Source organism: Comamonas sp. A23, assembly GCF_004522605.1.
Classification (GTDB): domain Bacteria; phylum Pseudomonadota; class Gammaproteobacteria; order Burkholderiales; family Burkholderiaceae_C; genus Comamonas; species Comamonas thiooxydans.
In genome coordinates this window covers 118,876-135,379 of record NZ_RSDT01000007.1, presented here as the reverse complement: position 1 = coordinate 135,379, position 16,504 = coordinate 118,876, and the positions used below count along the sequence as shown (strand labels likewise).

Here is a 16,504-nt window from a genome sequence, read left to right as displayed (position 1 = left end):
TGCGTTCCTAGAATGCCTGTGGCTGCCGGCCTGCGATCAGGCTGCTGCAGCCGGCTTTGCAATGGACAACTACTAGCGGAGAAATATTCATGGATCGTCGCTCACTCGTCAAACATGTGGGCATGGCCGGTGTGCTGGCAGCGGGCGTGGCTCCTGCGGTGCGCAGCCAGGAGCTGCTGCGCTGGCGCTTGGTGACGAGTTTTCCCAAAGTCCTCGACGCCATCTCTGGCGGGGCCGAGAAATTTGCCCAGTCGCTGCGGCTTATGTCGGGCGGCCAGATCGAGGTCAGCGTGCACTCTGCAGGCGAGCTGATGCCTGCCTTTGGCGTGATGGAGGGGGTGCAGAACGGCTCAGTCGAAATGGCTTTGACCGCTCCCTACTACTTCACCGACAAGGACTACTGCTTTGCACTGGGTTGTGCCGTGCCCTTCGGTCTGACGGCGCGGCAGATGGATGCCTGGATGGAGTATGGCGGTGGGCGCAAGCTCATGGATGATTTCTACGCCCAGTACAACATCAAGAGTCTGAGTGCCGGCAATACCGGCACGCAGATGGGGGGCTGGTACCGCAAGGACATCAAGACCGTGCAGGATCTGCACGGGCTGCGCATGCGCGCCGGCGGCGGCTTGCTGGGCGATGCGCTGCAAAAGCTGGGAGTGCAGGCCGTCAACATGCCTATTGGCGACGCACAGCAGGCGCTGGAAAAAGGTCGTCTCGATGCTGTGGAGTTTGTCGGCCCCTATGACGACCAGAAGCTGGGCTTCGGCAAGATCGCACCTTACTACTACTATCCGGGCTGGTGGGAGGGAGGCGCCGAGCTGGCCTATTTCATCAATGCCAAGGCCTTTGCGGCCCTGACGCCCGAGCTGCGCGCCATGGTGGAGGCAGCAGCGGCGCTGGCCGCCAAGGATCTGACTGCCAAGTACCTGGCGTACAACCCCGCTGCGCTCAAGAAGCTGCTCAGCGAACGCGTGCAACTGCGAGCCTTTCCGCGCGAGCTCATGGATGCTGGGTTCAAGGCCGTGATGGCCACCATGGCCGAGCATGAAGGCAAGTCGGCACAGTTCAAGAAAATTCACAGAAGCATGCGCGGATTTCAGCACGACCAGTTGCTCTGGGATCGTTTCTCCGAGTTCCGCTATGCCAGCTATATGAGTGCGGTACGGCTGTAGTGAGTGATTGTTTTCAATTGGGTGCCAGACTTGATGCGCATCACTAGGTAGAACTTCTTAAGCGAACGGTCACTTTTTAGCGCTTGTGAAACGGTTGGCTCGTGTACATTTTGTGCCTGTTGCATAAAACAAGCTGGCATAGATCAGTGGTCTGTATCAGCTCAATTCGTTCCTCAAGGAGACTAAAGTGGATCGTCGTTCCATTCTGAAAAATGCCGGTATCGCCGGCGTGCTGGCCGCGGGTGCAGCACCTGCTGTTCACGCCCAGGCCGCTGTGCGCTGGCGCCTGGCCTCCAGCTTCCCCAAGTCGCTGGACACCATTTTCGGCAGTGCTGAAAAGCTGTCGCAACTGGTCAAGGCCATGTCGGGCGGCAAGTTCGAGATTTCGGTGCACCCCGCTGGCGAGCTGATGCCCGCTTTCGGTGTGGTGGATGCGCTGCAGGGCGATACCATTGACATGGCACAGACCGCTGCCTACTACTTCACCGGCAAGGATCCCATCTTCGCCTTCAGCTGCGCCGTGCCCTTCGGCCTGACCGCACTGCAGATGAACGGCTGGAAGGATCATGGCAACGGCCGCAAGCTCCTTGACGCCTTCTTTGCCAAGTACAACTTCAAGACCGCATCGGCCGGCAACACCACGACCCAGATGGGCGGCTGGTACCGCAAGGAAATCAAGACCGTGGAAGACCTCAAGGGTCTGAAGATGCGTCTGGGCGGCGGCGTGTTCGGCGAGGCCATGGCCAAGCTGGGCGTGGTGGCGCAGAACATGCCCGCTGGCGATGTTTACCAGGCTCTGGAAAAGGGTACGCTGGACGCCGTGGAATTCGTCGGTCCCTACGACGATGAGAAGCTGGGCTTCAACAAGGTTGCGCCTTACTACTATTACCCCGGCTGGTGGGAAGGCTCTGCCGAGCTGGAGTTCTTCATCAACATCAAGAAGTACAACGCGCTGTCGCCCGAGAACAAGGCGATCCTGGACGCGGCAACCCGCGTGGCTGCCGCCGACATGACCAGCAAGTACCAGGTGCTGAATCCTCAGGCCATCAAGCGCCTGGTGGCCAACAAGACCCAGCTCAAGATGTTCCCCAAGCCTTTGATGGACGCAGGTTTCAAGGCCTCCATGGAAGTGTTTGCCGAGCACGAAGCCAAGTCGCCAGAATTCAAGAAGATCCACCAGGACATGCGTGCCTTCCAGCGCGACCAGATTCTGTGGAACCGCTTCTCCGAGTATCCCTTCAATCAGTACATGGCGACTGCCAAGATCTGATTTCGGTCAGACTCAAGACTGCCGGCGCCATGCGCTGGCTGCAAAAAAACCGCAGCTTGCTGCGGTTTTTTCATGCGCCCGAAATTATGCGAGCCTGAGTTGGGCGGCTCCTGCATCGGACAGCGCAAACAGCAAATCCTCCAGGGCTTCGACAGGTGCAGAGCCAAGATCTATGGTCGCTTTCACTCCTCCTGCCAGGACTTGCGGGTCCGACATGAAGTGAACGACTTGCTGCAGCCCCGCTGCATCCGGCTCGTTTTCATCATCCCCATCAAACCAATCGTTGAACCAGTCTATGAGCGCCTTGGAGGCCTTCTCTTCTGTCAGACCTTGCACTTCCAGCGACAGCCAGTCCCAGACAAAGGGCTGCAGCTCCACTGCGGAATCACCGATGCGGAAATGAATGGGTTCGAAATCGAGCCGCGTCTGTGAATCCACTTGTACAGGTTCTGCGCTGTCTTCCGATACGGGGATGGCATCGACCCTGCAGGGCAGATTCCATGCACCTTCGGTGGCCAGCGTTCCATCGCTGTTGCGATAGGCCGGCTCTACATAAGAGTCCTGAGCATTGGCTGCCTGTGACAGCAGGTCTGCGTATGGTTGACGGATGGCCGTCAGCAATTCGGCGATGGTCATTGCGGTTTCCTGGGAAAGCAGCAAATCTATCACTCAGCAATCTCTGCTCAATGAAAAAGCCCCGGCTCTGGTGAGCCGGGGCTGTATCAGCGGAGGGGCGAAGATTTACTTGCTCGCAGGAGCTGCGTTCAGTGAATCCTGCAAGGCCTTGGCAGGGTCATCCGAGCCATAGCCGCCTGCATCGGGTGCGGCCGGGGTAGGCTGGTTGCCTTCGGCAGGGGCCGCTGGCACTGCAGAGCCTTCTTCGCCGCCCTCAGGGGCCCCGAAGGGGTTGTCTGCGCCATAGCCTCCGCCAGCATCGTTGAGCTGGTTGAGCATCTCGTCGCCCACCTTGTTCATGTCCACGACCACCGGTTTGTCGAGCGCGCCGGTCACGATGCCGGGGAAGGCGATCAGCACACCCACCATCACCAGCTGAATCAGCACAAAAGGCACGGCACCCTTGTAGATCTGCATGGTGGTGACGGGCTCGATGACCTTGTGCGTGACCTTGTCGACGTACTGCTTGTCCGGAGCGACCGAGCGCAGGAAGAACAGTGCAAAACCGAAGGGCGGATGCATGAACGAGGTCTGCATGTTCACGGCCAGCAGCACGCCGAACCAGATCAGGTCGATGCCCATCTTCTCGGCCACGGGGCCTAGCAGCGGCACCACGATGAACGAGAGTTCAAAGTAGTCCAGGAAGAAGGCCAGGAAGAAGATCATGATGTTGACCACGATCAGGAAGCCCACCTGGCCGCCGGGCAGGCTGGTCAGCAGATGCTCCACCCACTTGGGGCCGTCGGCGGCCTGGAACACCAGGCTGAAGGTGGTGGCGCCGATCATGATGAACATCACGAAGCTTGCCAGCTTGGTGGTCGAGGCCAGGGCCTGCTTGAGCAGATCCATGTTCAGGCGACGGCGGGCAAAACCCATGATGAGGGCAGCCATGGCTCCCATGGCGCCGCCTTCTGTCGGAGTCGCAATGCCCAGGAAGATGGTGCCCAGCACCAGGAAGATCAGCAGCAGAGGGGGGATCAGCACAAAGGTCACGCGCTCGGCCAGCTTGGACAGCAGGCCCAGCTTGAGGACCCGGTTGAGCGAGGCGATCACAAAGGCGATGAACGTGCCGCCGCACATGGCGGTGACGATCTTCTCGTCAGTGGGTACATCCAGCACTTCCTTGCCCTGCCACCAGGTGTGCAGGTCGGCCATGTGATTGGCCAGGAAGATGGCCACGATGGTCGAGATGCCCATGACCACGGCCAGCGAGGTATAGCCACCGTTGCCATTGGCCTCGCGGTAGATGCGTGCCTCCACAGGCAGGGCAGGCACCATCTTGGGCTTGAAGATGGCGAGAATCACCACCCACAACACATACAGACCCATGAGCATGAAGCCGGGAATGAAGGCGCCCTTGTACATATCGCCCACGCTCTTGCCCAACTGGTCGGCCATCAGAATCAGCACCAGCGAGGGAGGAATGATCTGTGCCAGCGTACCCGAGGCTGCAATCACGCCCGATGACAGACGACGGTCATAGCCATAGCGCAACATGATGGGCAGAGAGATCAGGCCCATGGAGATCACCGAAGCGGCAACCACACCGGTGGTGGCGGCCAGCAGCGCGCCCACAAAGATCACGGCCAGCGCCAGACCGCCGCGGATGGGGCCGAACACCTGACCGACTGTGTCGAGCAGGTCCTCTGCCATGCCTGAGCGTTCGAGAATCAGGCCCATCAAGGTGAAGAAAGGCACGGCCAGCAAGGTGTCGTTGGCCATGATGCCGATCAGGCGCTGGGGTAGCCAGGCCATCACGGAGGAGGGGAAGACGCCCAGTTCGATGCCCAGGAAGCCGAAGGCCAGGCCTGCTGCACCCAGGCTGAAGGCCACGGGAAATCCCAGCAGCAAAAAGCAGATCAGCCCCGCGAACATGATGGGGGCGTAGTTGGTAGCGATAAATTCCATCGATTGTCTCCCGCTACCGTTAGGCCTTGGCCTGGGCGGCCAGCGCCTCAGCCTGCTTGCGATCGGCTTCGGCACGCAGGGCCTCGGCCAGCTCTTCCTCGGCGCTCTTGTCGCTGAGCTTGCCCATGGGGTCGGGGCCGTCACCGGTCAGGAAGGCAATGCGCTTGATCAGCTCGGAGATGCCCTGCAGCAGCAGCAAGGTGATGCCCACAGGAATCGCCGTCCATACGGGCCAGCGGATCAGCCCGCCGGGGTTGCCCGACATTTCGCCGGACTGGTACATCTGAATCACCACCGGCATGCTCAGCCACAGAATGGTCAGGCATAGCGGGGTGAGAAAGAAGGCAAAGCCGATGATGTCGATCCAGACCTGGGCCTTTTTGGACAGGCGGCTGTTGATCACGTCGATGCGCACATGCTCGCGATGCAGCAGGGTGTAGCCCGCAGCAATCAGAAATGACCATGCGAACAGATACCACTGGACTTCCAGAAAGGCATTGGAGCTGGTGTCAAAGGCCTTGCGAACAATGGCGTTGGCGGCGCTGATGAAGGTGGCGGCAAATATCAGCCAGATGGAATATTTGCCGACAAAGGCGTTGAGCCTGTCGATAGCCCTGGACAGGGCGAGTAAAGCCTGCATGGTGTCTCCAAAAAGTAGGCTGTGTATGCGTCGCGCTGTTGGGGCTGGTAAGCCTCAGGGCGATCTGAGTTTTTGAACCAAACTGGAGATTCTACGGACGCAGGTATGGTGTTTTTTACAAATACGCACGCAAATGTGGCGTCCGAGCGTCAGTTGTGCCTGCTATGTGTACGATAGCTGGATATGCATGGCTGGTGCGGCTTAGATGATTGTTTTATTGAGGTATTTTGTATTTGTCATGGGCTTGCTTGCTAGTGTGCGCCTGCTGTCGTGGAGGGCGTTTTCGCGCTGAAACTAGGGCAAATCCGTAGAGAGCCAAACTGCATCAGATCCGGTTCAAGACCTCTTATTTGCTGGCCAGCCGGCGATAGAGCGTGGCCCGGCTCAATCCCAGGTTGCGGGCTGCGACGGTTACATTCCCGTGAGCCTCCTGCATGGCTTGCTGAATCAGCAGCAACTCGCTGGTGCGCAGCGGCGTGGTCATGGCATTGGCAGATGTTGCCCGACAGGCTGCGCCGGACCCCGGCATGATGGGCGCGCGCAGCAAGGGACCGGCCTGTGCCAGCGCCAGAAGGCGCAGGCCGGACCACAGCGGCAGTTGCAGTGGCGCCTCGGGCCGCTGGCGCGCATGTTCGATCAGATGACTCCAGGGCAGGGCCAGCAGCTCATGGCTCTGGATGAGCGAGTCCTCCCCAGGGGCTTGCAGAGGACGCGGCACCAGTTGCCTGGCCATGGTATTGCTGCCCAGCAATCGGCCTTCGGCATCAAATACCATCAGGCCTTCGCCTTCCTGGCCGAGAGGTCCGCCGGGCCAGTTCACGCGCAGCAGCAGGGTATGAGGCAGGGCCCGCAGCAATCGATCTTCGATGGCGCGTGCGCAGCGCAGTGCCAGCAGCAGCAGTTCGGGGCGCTCTGGTACATCAATGCCGGTGATGTCCAGCATGCCCAGGCACTCGCCCTGAGGGCCGAATACCGGAGCGCCTGCGCAGCTGTAGTCGCGCAGGTCGTCAAAGAAATGCTCCTGCCTGTGCAGCCATACCGGGCTGAGTTCGGCCAGTGTCGCGCCTATGGCTGAGGTGCCCACGCCGCGCTCGGACAGATCCACGCCGACACGGCCTACGGCCAGTGCGCGCAGATCGCTGTGGTCGACGGGGCCTTGCACTTCAAGTGCCAGTCCCTGGGCATCGGTCAGCAGGCAGAAGTAGCGCATGGCACCCACGGCCGCGACCAGCTGCGTCATGACCGGACGTGCGGCCTGTAGCAGCAACTGGTGCTTGTCCTGGGCGTGGCGCAGCGCGTGAGGTCCGACGGCCTCGAACTCCACTTTTTGCGCGGGATGACGGCCCTGCGCCACGCAGCGCTGCCACGAGCGCCAGAGCCAGGGAGCCAGGCCAGACGGTGCCAGCGCATGGGATGAGTCCATCGCCAGCAACTGCTGCCTGGCTAGTACAAGCAGTGAATCGCGTGCACCTGGATGGGCTGCGGCTTGCGCAGAAAGGGCGGGGCTGGCGGGCGACATGCGGACTCCGGACAGTGTTTCATTTTGAGAATATCTGTGCGTGTTTCGCCTGGCTTGGGGGTCAACCCTAGCGCCTTGCATCGCGGTAACTGCCCACCATAGAGAGTGCGGTTGTGCTTTGTTACCCAATTCTTCGGATAAAGGCAGGAGGCATCACGATGAATGTTCAGTTCCTGGTCAATGGCCGCGCGGCCAGCATTGACGTCCCCCCCAATACCTTGCTGGTGCAGGCGCTGCGTGAACAGCTGCGCCTGACGGGCACCCATGTGGGCTGCGATACCAGCCAGTGCGGAGCCTGCACGGTGCTGGTCAATGGCAAGGCCATCAAGTCCTGCACCATGCTAGCCGTGCAGGCTCAGGGTGCGGAGGTGCAGACCATAGAGGGCATGGCCGCTGCCGATGGAACCATGCATCCCATGCAGGCGGCCTTCAAGCAGTGTCATGGCCTGCAGTGCGGCTTCTGCACGCCCGGCATGGTGATGAGTGCGGTGGATCTGTGCCGCCAAAAGCCTCAGGCCACCGATGCCGAAATCCGCGAACTGCTCGAAGGCAATATCTGCCGCTGCACGGGCTACCAGAACATCGTCGCCGCTGTCAAAGTGGGTCGCGACGGCATGAGCGCCAGCTGAGCAGCGCATCACAACTAGAAGAGGAGACACACCATGGGTGCATCTGACTTTTCCAAGCTGCCGCATATCGGCGAAGCCGTTCTGCGCCGCGAGGATGATCGCTTTCTGACCGGCTCAGGCCAGTACACGGACGACATCACGCTGGGCGCGCAGGCCTATGCGGTATTTGTGCGCTCGCCCCATGCCCATGCCAGATTGCGCAGCGTCAACGTGGATGCCGCCAAGGCAGCGCCAGGCGTGGTCGGCGTGCTCACGGGTGCCGATGTGGCGGCCGCCGGCATCAACGGCCTGCCCTGCGGCTGGCTGATCACCAGCACCAATGGCGAGCCCATGAAGGAGCCGCCGCACCCGATTCTGGCCCTCGATACCGTGCGCTATGTGGGCGACCAGGTGGCCATGGTGGTTGCCGAGACCCTGCAGCAGGCACGCGATGCGGCCGAGCTGGTGGAGGTCGATTACGCGGTGCTGCCTGCGGTCGTGAACGTGGCCGATGCGGCGGGTGGCAAAAAGCCCGGCGCCGTGGTTCACGATATCGCCCCCGACAACCGCTGCTACCAGTGGGCGATAGGCGACAAGGCAGCCGTGGATGCCGTGTTTGCGGGCGCGGCCCATGTGACGCGGCTGGACCTGGTCAACAACCGCCTGATTCCCAATGCCATGGAGCCGCGCGTGGCCATCGGCAGCTACAACCGCGCCATGGATGAGTACACGCTGTACGTGGCCAACCAGAACCCGCATGTGGAGCGGCTGCTGATGACGGCTTTCGTTATGGGCCTGCCCGAGAGCAAGGTGCGCGTGATTGCTCCCGATGTGGGCGGCGGCTTCGGCTCCAAGATCTTTCTGTATGCCGAGGATGTCTGCCTGACCTGGGCGGCCAAGAAGCTCAACCGCAATATCAAGTGGACGGCCGATCGCAGCGAGTCCTTCCTGACCGATGCGCATGGCCGCGACCATGTCAGCCATGCCGAGATGGCCATGGACGCCGATGGCAAGTTCCTCGCCATGCGTGTGCACACCGATGCGAATCTGGGCGCCTATCTGTCCACTTTCGCTAGCGCCGTGCCCACCATTCTTTATGCAACCTTGCTGGCGGGTCAGTACACCACGCCGCAAATCCATATTGAGGTCGATGCCTGGTTCACCAACACTTCGCCCGTGGATGCCTACCGGGGTGCAGGCCGCCCCGAGGCCACTTATCTGCTTGAGCGCCTGGTTAGCCGCTGTGCCTGGGAGATGAATCTGTCCCAGGCCGAGATCCGGCGTCGCAACTTCATCACCAGCTTTCCCTATCAGACGCCAGTGGCGCTGCAGTACGACACCGGCGACTACAAGGCCTGCATGGATCAGGCCGAGCAACTGGCCGATGTGGCGGGCTTTGCGACCCGGCGCGCAGCCAGCGAGGCCAGAGGCCTCAAGCGCGGCCTGGGCTACAGCAGCTACATCGAGGCCTGTGGCCTTGCTCCCAGCAATATTGCCGGGGCGCTAGGCGCACGTGCCGGTCTGTTCGAGTGCGGCGAGGTGCGCGTTCATCCCACGGGCAGCGTGACGGTGTTTACGGGCTCGCACAGTCATGGTCAGGGGCATGAGACCACTTTTGCCCAGGTGGTGGCGGCCCGACTGGGCATTCCCGTCGAGCATGTGGAGATCGTCCATGGCGATACGGGCCGCGTGCCCTTTGGCATGGGCACCTATGGCTCGCGCTCCATCAGCGTCGGAGGTGCGGCCATCATGAAGGCGCTGGACAAGATCGAGGCCAAGGCCAAGAAGATTGCCGCCCACCTGATGGAGGCCAGCGATGCCGACATCGACTTCGCAGGAGGCGAGTTCACGGTACGCGGCACCGACAGAAAGCTGCCGTTCGCCCAGATTGCGCTGACGGCCTATGTGCCGCACAACTATCCGCTGGACAAGCTGGAGCCGGGGTTGGACGAGACCGCTTTTTACGATCCCACCAACTTCACTTTCCCGGCCGGCACCTATATCTGCGAGGTCGAGGTGGACCCTGCCACGGGCGTGGTGCGTGTCGACCGCTTCAGTGCCGTGGACGATTTCGGCACCATCATCAACCCCATGATCGTGGAGGGGCAGGTCCATGGCGGACTGGCCCAGGGCATAGGCCAGGCGCTGCTGGAAAACTGCGTCTACGACCGTGACTCGGGTCAGTTGCTGACCGGCAGCTTCATGGACTACGCCATGCCCCGCGCCGACGATCTGCCCGATTTCAAGCTGGGTACGGTCTGCACGCCATGCACCCATAACCCGCTGGGTACCAAGGGCTGCGGCGAGGCCGGGGCCATAGGCTCGCCGCCAGCCGTCATCAATGCCGTGCTCGATGCTCTGCATTCGCTGGGTGTCAAGGATCTGGACATGCCTGCCAGCCCGCACCGCGTGTGGGAAGCCATCGATGCTGCACGCCCCTGAGGCACCCGACTGAGAGGAAGAGAGGACAACACATATGTATGCCTTCAGTTACTCCAATCCCCGGACGCTGGATGAGGTGAGCGCTGCCAGCGGTCAGTTTCTGGCCGGCGGCCAGAGCCTGATTCCTTCCATGAAGCTGCGCCTGGCCCAGCCTGGTGCGATCGTGGACCTCAACCAGGTCGATGGTCTGGCGGGAATCCGCGTCAGCGGCGATCAGGTCGAGATCGGTGCCATGACCCGTCATGCCGATGTGGCTGCCAGCCGCGAGGTGCAGCACGCCATTCCTGCGCTGGCCGAGTTGGCGGGCGGTATTGGCGATCGCCAGGTGCGGGCGCGAGGCACGATGGGCGGATCGCTGGCCAACAACGACCCCGCGGCATGCTATCCCAGTGCGGTGCTGGGTCTGGGCGCCACCGTGCTCACCCAGCGGCGCGAGATTGCGGCCGAGGACTTCTTCCAGGGCATGTACACCACGGCTCTCGAAGAGGGCGAGCTGATCAAGGCCGTGCGCTTTCCGGTGCCCAGAAGGGCCGCCTATATCAAGTTCAAGCAGCCCGCTTCGCGCTTTGCGCTGGTGGGCGTGTTTGTGGCGCAGACGGCGCAGGGCGTGCATGTGGCCGTGACCGGCGCGGGACTATCGGTCTTCCGCCACGCAGGCCTGGAAGCGGCGCTCAACCAGAGTCTCACGGCCGCTGCGGCGGCTGCAGTGCCTATCGACGACAGCGAGCTCAACAGCGATCTGCACGCGAGTGCGCGTTACCGGGCGCAGCTGATCAGCGTCCTGACGCAGCGGGCGGTTGATCAACTGCTCTCAGTCTGAGCGGCTTGGCCGCTTTCCCCTCTCTCGCTTCGCGGGAGGGGGCAACAGCCTCGCTGCGGGGCGGCCCTGGCTTGCTGTCTCGTTCTTGTATTTTGAAGAAAAGTGGCTCTGGTCTATATGGATAAAGCGCAGGCAGCTATGAATACTGATGTGAACAGCGCTTTGGAGTCGGTGGATGGGCTGCTGGCCGCCTTGCAGGAGGTGGGCTATTTCGCGGACCGGCGTCTGGCTACGGCCGTGTTTCTGGCGCTCAGGCTCCAACGCCCCCTGCTGCTGGAGGGGGAGCCGGGCGTCGGCAAGACCTCGCTGGCTCAGGCGCTGTCCCAGGTGCTGGCGCGGCAACTGATCCGGCTGCAGTGCTATGACGGCCTGGAGCAGCGTGAAGCGCTGTATGAGTGGAATTACGCCGCGCAGCTGCTGCATCTGCGCGCGGCCGAGCTGCGTGGTGCGGCGGAACTGGAGGCTGTCGAGCAGGAGGTCTATCAGCCTCGCTATCTGGTACGCCGGCCTTTGCTGCAGGCCCTGCAGGCGCCCGCGCCCGGCGCGGTGCTGCTGATTGACGAGGTGGACCGGGCCGACGAGCCTTTCGAGGCCTTTTTGCTCGAGTATCTGGGGGAGTACCAGGTCAGCATTCCCGAGCTCGGGGTCATCAGGGCCCAACTGCCGCCGGTCACCATTCTTACCAGCAATCGCACGCGTGATCTGCATGACGCGGTCAAGCGCCGCTGTCTCTATCACTGGCTGGACTATCCCGAGCGCGAGCGCGAGCTGGCCATTGTCCAGTCCAAGGTGCCTGAGGCCGCAGCGGCCTTGACCGAGCAGATCGCGCGCTTTGTGGACCGGCTGCGCAGCCGCCCGTTTGCCGATGCCTTCGAGCGCACGCCCGGCATTGCCGAAAGCGTGGAGTGGGCCAAGGCGCTGGTGGCGCTCGACACCCTGGTCATAGACCCCGAGCTGGTGCACGAGACGGCGGGCATTCTGTTCAAGCAGCGCGAGGACGTGACCGCGCTCACGCCAGAGCGTCTGCAGCAATTGCTGGAGCCCGATGCCACAGCTTGAGCTGCAGGCGCAGGCGCAGTCGCCAGCCCGTTCCGCAAGCGCGAGCTGGTGGGGGGACGCGCGCAGCGGCAAGCTGCCCATCAATCTGCTGGGGTTTGGCCGAGCCCTGCGCCGCGCGGGGCTGGCGGTGGATGCCGAGCGCCTGGCGCTGGCCCAGCAAGGCCTGATGCTGGTGGGCATGAACCGCGAGGACGTGGCCGCTGCGCTGGAGGCCGTGCTGGTTTCGCGCGAACAGGATCTGGCGGTCTTTCGCGAGCTGTTTGCGGCCTACTTTCGCAACCCCGAGGTGGCCCAGCAGCTTCTGAGCCAATTGCTGCCGGGCGCGCCTGAGGCTGCCAGGCCGCGTCACAGGCCGCGTGTGCAAGAGGCCTTGTCGGCGATTCGCGCCGCACGGCAAAAGACCGCGAGCGAGGAGCTGACGCTGGATGCCGCCATGTCGGCCAGCGACCGGCGCAGGCTGCAACACGCGGATTTCAACCAACTCAGTGCCAGCGAGTACCGCCTGGTGCAGCAGCTGGCGCGCGATATCCGCTTGCCGCTGCCAAGCTATCGCAGTCGCAGAAGCGAGCTGCGCGCCTCGGGGCTGCGCGTGCACTGGCCCGCCAGTCTGAAGGCGGCGGCAGCCACGGGCGGCGAGCTGGCAAGTCTCAAATGGCGCAGGCGCAAGCGGCTGCCCATGCCCTGGCTGGCACTGGTCGATGTGTCGGGCTCCATGGAGCGCTATGTGCGTCTGCTGCTGGCATTTCTGCACCAGGCCACCAGCCCCAGGCGATATCCGCAGCTGCACCGCCATGTCTACAGCATGGGAACCGGCCTGCAGGAGCTGAACCGGGCTTTTGCCCACAGCGACCCCGATGCCATGCTGGCCCAGCTCAATCGCGACATTGACGATTTCGGCGGCGGTACCTGCCTGGGGGAATGCCTGGCGCAGCTGCGCCGGCAGCAGGCGCGCCATCTGGTGGGCAGGCGTACCCTGGTGCTGCTGGTCAGCGACGGGCTGGATACCGGCGACAGTGCGCTGCTGGAGCGGGAGCTGCAATGGCTGGCCCGACACAGCGCGCGCATTGTCTGGCTCAACCCCTTGTTGCGTTTTGACGGGTATGCCCCGCTGGCCAAAGGCGCGCAGGTACTGCATCGTCACAGCCATGCCATGCTGGCCGTGCACAACCTGCAGTCGTTGCAGCAACTGGCTGTCCACCTGGCGAAGCTGCTGCAACTGCCTCACCGAGATTGAAAAGGAGAACACCATGGAAATGCATGCCAGCCGTCTTCTTGCCGTGAGCCAGCAGCAGGCCTGGGAGGCGCTCAACGATCCGCAAACCTTGCAGCAATGTCTGGCCGGCTGCGAGAAGTTCGAGGATGCAGGCGATGGCTCCTATGCGGTGACCATGTCCGTGAAGATCGGTCCGGTATCGGCCAAGTTCAACGGCCGGGTCACGCTGTCGGACGTGCAGCCGCCCAAGAGCTACACGATTGCCTTTGAAGGTCAGGGCGGTGTGGCCGGCTTTGGCAAGGGCCAGGCCAAGGTCGATCTGACGCCCACCGATGCAGGGCATTGCGAGCTGCTGTACGAGGTGCAGGCTCAGGTGGGCGGCAAGATTGCCCAGTTGGGCCAGCGCCTGATCGACGGCGCAGCCAAGAGCATGGCCGAGGACTTCTTTGCGCGCTTCGAAGCCTTGATGCAGCAGTGCCACCCTAGCGAGCAGTCCGAAGACGAAGGCGGTGCAGAAGAGCTGGATACACGCTCCTGGGAGCACGACGCGGCCTCCACCAGCTACGCGCCGCTGGACGCCACGCCCTCGGCGCCGCCGCGCGAATCGTCAGGCATCCCCGTCTGGGCCTGGGGCCTTGGGGCTGTCATCGTGCTGGGCGCGCTCTGGCTGCTGACCCGTTGACCAGCGCATGAATAAAAAAGCCCCTGAGCCTGAGGCCAGGGGCTGGATGGAGATGGCCAAACCTTACTGAGGCTGGGCGTGGAAAGCCTTGTTGGCAATCTTCCAGCCCTGCTCGGTCTTGAGCAGCACAAAGTAGTCGGTGAAGGTCACGGCACCGTGGTAGAGCGTGACCTTGGCCATGGCGGCCGTGCCCACGATGTCCAGGGAGTCGATGACGCGGCGACGCGTGGCTTCGTCGGCGGCGGGCGTGTTCTTGAAGCGCTGGCAGTAGAAGTCCAGGTCCCAGGAGGTCAGCGGGCCTTCGCGCACCGATTCGAGGCGGGCCGTGGGCATGAAGGCTGCGCGCATATGCTCGGCATTGTCTTCGGCATGGCCGCGCATATACAGCTCCAGCGGCACGCGCACGGCGGCTTCTTCGGGGTGATTGGTCAGGCGTTCGGTGGTCATATGGGTTTCTCCTTGGAGCCGGATTCCCTGCGCCGCATGGCGGACGCAGCAAGGGGCAGTGTCAGCCGCCAAGCATGAGGCCTGAAAACGCCGTCATTGCTGCTATGAAAGTCAGCACTGTTTAAGTCTCCGAATACGGAACTTCAGCAGGTAAACCCAAGGTAAAGCGGGGGTAAATGCTGGCAAAGCCGGCGCTGCCTGACCCGGGGTTTGATTGCAACTGGATACCATTGGCGCCAATTCAGGCTCGAAATTCCTGCGCTCAACCATGTCCAGCTCATCCAAATTGCACCCCAATCGTCATTCTTTACAGCAGGGCAAGGTCCGGCCCGTCTTGCTTGCCACGGTGGTGCTCGCCCTGGCAGCCGCTGGCGGTGGCTATTGGTGGTATGCGCAAAAACAGGGTGCAAGCGGCGATACGTCTGCGTCTGCAGCTCCTAAGCAGGGAGCGGGCGGGCCCGGTGCACGCGCAGGGCGCAATGGTCGCGCAGGGCCGGGCGGCCCCGGCGGCCCTGGCGGCATGAGCCAGGCTCAGCCCGTGAGCGTCGGAGTGGTGGAGCAGCGTGACATGCGCGTGCTCGTGAGCGCCATCGGCACCATGAATGCACGTGCCACGGCCGTGGTGCGCGCCAAGGTTTCGGGCGAGCTGCTCAAGCTGCACTTCAAGGAGGGGGACGAGGTCAAGGCCGGCCAGTTGCTGGCCGAGATCGACCCGCGCAGCTTTGCTGCCTCGCTGGCGCAGGTGCAGGGCTCTCTGGCACGCGATCAGGCCCAGCTCAAGAATGCGCAGCTCGATCTGCAGCGCTACAAGGAACTGCAGGCCCAGGACTCGATTGCCCGCCAGCAGGTCGATACCCAGGCCGCGCTGGTGCGCCAGCTGCAGGGTACGGTGGCGGCCGATCAGGGGCAGGTCGATGCGGCCAAGCTGCAGCTGAGCTATACCAGGATCACGGCCCCCATCTCGGGTCGCCTGGGCCTGCGCCAGGCCGACCTCGGCAACGTGGTCAACCCTTCCGATACCAACGGGCTGGTGACAATCTCCCAGATTCGCCCCATCGATGCCGTTTTCTCCATTCCCGAAACCCATGTCGGCACGCTGGCCCAGCAACTGCGCGAGGGCAAGCTCATGCCCGTAGAGCTCTGGGACCGCGAGCAAAAGCAGATGCTGGCCAAGGGCCAGCTCAATGCGCTGGACAACACCATCGACACGACCACGGGCACGGTCAAAGCCAAGGCCTCGTTCGACAACGCGGAGCGCAAGCTGTTCGCGAATCAGTTCGTCAACGTCAAGCTGCAGCTGCGCCAGATCGATCAGGCGCTGGTCGTGCCCGCGAATGCGGTGCAGAACAATTTCGTCTATCTGGTCAAGCCCGACAACACGGTCACCCAGCGCAAGATCACTGTGGGCGTGACGGACGGTGACTATGTCAGCGTGCGCGGCGAGCTGGAGCCCGGCGACAAGGTGGTGACCGACGGCATCGACCGCCTGCGCGAAGGCGCGCAGGTGACGGTGGTGGACTCCGAAAAGGTCAAGAAGGTCGACCAGGCCGTGCAGGATGCCGCCAACCAGCCGCGCGGCATGATGCGCAACCTCAGTCCCGAGCAGCGTGAAAAAGTCTCCAAGATGACGCCCGAGGAACGCAAGGAGTTCTTCCAGAAGCTGCGCGCCGAGCGCGGTGCCAATGGCGGCAATGCAGGTCCCGGCCAGGGACCGCGTGGCACGGACGCCCGTGGCGATCAGCCGCGCGAGGCGCAGGGCAGTCCCTCCAAGCCGGACCCCAAGGCAGAAGCCAAGCCGGATGCCAAGCCTGCGGCTGCGAACGAGGCCAGGCCCCAGGCCGGCGCCGAGCGTGGTGAAGGCGGCGAGGGCCGCACGGAAAGATCCGAGGGCCGGGGGGACCGTCCCCAGCTGACTCCCGAGCAGCGCGCCAAGCTGGAGGCCCTGTCGCCCGAAGAGCGCCGCGCTTTCTTCCAGAAGCTGCGCGCTGAGCGCGAAGCAGGCGGCAAGGCTGAGACCAGCGGCGCGGCGCGCTGAGCATAGCCAGAGCC

The 16,504-nt window shown here is 62.9% G+C and carries 14 protein-coding genes; 9 read left to right on the top strand and 5 right to left on the bottom strand.

The features are described 5' to 3' along the window. The first annotated feature begins 89 nt into the window (after nt 1–89). On the top strand, nt 90–1,172 hold the full coding sequence (locus EIC84_RS16635) for an ABC transporter substrate-binding protein (RefSeq protein ID WP_003069173.1): 1,083 nt from the start codon (nt 90–92) through the stop codon (nt 1,170–1,172). Nucleotides 1,173–1,359: 187 nt separating this feature from the next. Further along, entirely contained in the window at nt 1,360–2,442 is a 1,083-nt protein-coding gene (locus EIC84_RS16630) for a TRAP transporter substrate-binding protein (RefSeq protein ID WP_003069176.1), read from the top strand. An 84-nt stretch (nt 2,443–2,526) separates the two neighbouring features. Here the strand turns inward: EIC84_RS16630 and EIC84_RS16625 are convergent, their stop codons facing one another. From EIC84_RS16625 to EIC84_RS16610, 4 genes are all read right to left on the bottom strand, one after another. Then, nucleotides 2,527–3,078, bottom strand: a complete 552-nt coding sequence (locus EIC84_RS16625; RefSeq protein ID WP_003069178.1) for a hypothetical protein — start codon at nt 3,076–3,078, stop codon at nt 2,527–2,529. Between the two features lie 105 nt (nt 3,079–3,183). After that, nucleotides 3,184–5,025: a TRAP transporter large permease subunit gene (locus tag EIC84_RS16620; RefSeq protein WP_003069179.1), complete on the bottom strand. Its 1,842-nt coding sequence runs from the start codon at nt 5,023–5,025 to the stop codon at nt 3,184–3,186. Nucleotides 5,026–5,044: 19 nt separating this feature from the next. Continuing rightward, nucleotides 5,045–5,665 (bottom strand): TRAP transporter small permease subunit, encoded by a 621-nt coding sequence (locus tag EIC84_RS16615; protein ID WP_003069181.1) that lies wholly within the window; start codon nt 5,663–5,665, stop codon nt 5,045–5,047. A gap of 346 nt (nt 5,666–6,011) precedes the next feature. Then, complete coding sequence (locus EIC84_RS16610) at nt 6,012–7,184, bottom strand: helix-turn-helix domain-containing protein (protein ID WP_034362991.1); 1,173 nt, start codon at nt 7,182–7,184, stop codon at nt 6,012–6,014. Nucleotides 7,185–7,342: 158 nt separating this feature from the next. Here EIC84_RS16610 and EIC84_RS16605 point away from each other — a divergent pair, with 158 nt between their 5' ends. The 6 genes from EIC84_RS16605 (at nt 7,343) to EIC84_RS16580 (ending at nt 14,008) form a co-directional block, all read left to right on the top strand. Beyond that, the gene (locus EIC84_RS16605) at nt 7,343–7,813 is read left to right on the top strand and encodes a (2Fe-2S)-binding protein (RefSeq protein ID WP_003069186.1); all 471 of its coding nucleotides are present in this window, start codon (nt 7,343–7,345) and stop codon (nt 7,811–7,813) included. A gap of 33 nt (nt 7,814–7,846) precedes the next feature. Further along, nucleotides 7,847–10,234, top strand: a complete 2,388-nt coding sequence (locus EIC84_RS16600) for a xanthine dehydrogenase family protein molybdopterin-binding subunit (RefSeq protein ID WP_003069188.1) — start codon at nt 7,847–7,849, stop codon at nt 10,232–10,234. A gap of 34 nt (nt 10,235–10,268) precedes the next feature. Continuing rightward, nucleotides 10,269–11,054, top strand: coding sequence for a xanthine dehydrogenase family protein subunit M (locus tag EIC84_RS16595; protein ID WP_003069190.1), 786 nt, complete (start codon nt 10,269–10,271; stop codon nt 11,052–11,054). Between the two features lie 138 nt (nt 11,055–11,192). Beyond that, complete coding sequence (locus EIC84_RS16590; protein WP_003069191.1) at nt 11,193–12,113, top strand: MoxR family ATPase; 921 nt, start codon at nt 11,193–11,195, stop codon at nt 12,111–12,113. Then, nucleotides 12,100–13,347 carry a VWA domain-containing protein gene (locus EIC84_RS16585; protein ID WP_003069192.1) on the top strand — a complete coding sequence of 416 codons (1,248 nt, stop codon included), beginning with the start codon at nt 12,100–12,102 and terminating at the stop codon, nt 13,345–13,347. Before EIC84_RS16590 ends, EIC84_RS16585 begins: the two co-directional genes overlap by 14 nt. Before the next feature lie 13 nt (nt 13,348–13,360). Further along, on the top strand, nt 13,361–14,008 hold the full coding sequence (locus tag EIC84_RS16580) for a CoxG family protein (RefSeq protein ID WP_003069194.1): 648 nt from the start codon (nt 13,361–13,363) through the stop codon (nt 14,006–14,008). A gap of 63 nt (nt 14,009–14,071) precedes the next feature. Here the strand turns inward: EIC84_RS16580 and EIC84_RS16575 are convergent, their stop codons facing one another. Next, entirely contained in the window at nt 14,072–14,455 is a 384-nt protein-coding gene (locus EIC84_RS16575) for a nuclear transport factor 2 family protein (RefSeq protein ID WP_003069196.1), read from the bottom strand. Between the two features lie 268 nt (nt 14,456–14,723). On the opposite strand from EIC84_RS16575, the gene EIC84_RS16570 reads away from it, so the two are divergent. Beyond that, nucleotides 14,724–16,490 carry an MdtA/MuxA family multidrug efflux RND transporter periplasmic adaptor subunit gene (locus EIC84_RS16570; RefSeq protein WP_046460909.1) on the top strand — a complete coding sequence of 589 codons (1,767 nt, stop codon included), beginning with the start codon at nt 14,724–14,726 and terminating at the stop codon, nt 16,488–16,490. Nucleotides 16,491–16,504 lie beyond the last annotated feature (14 nt).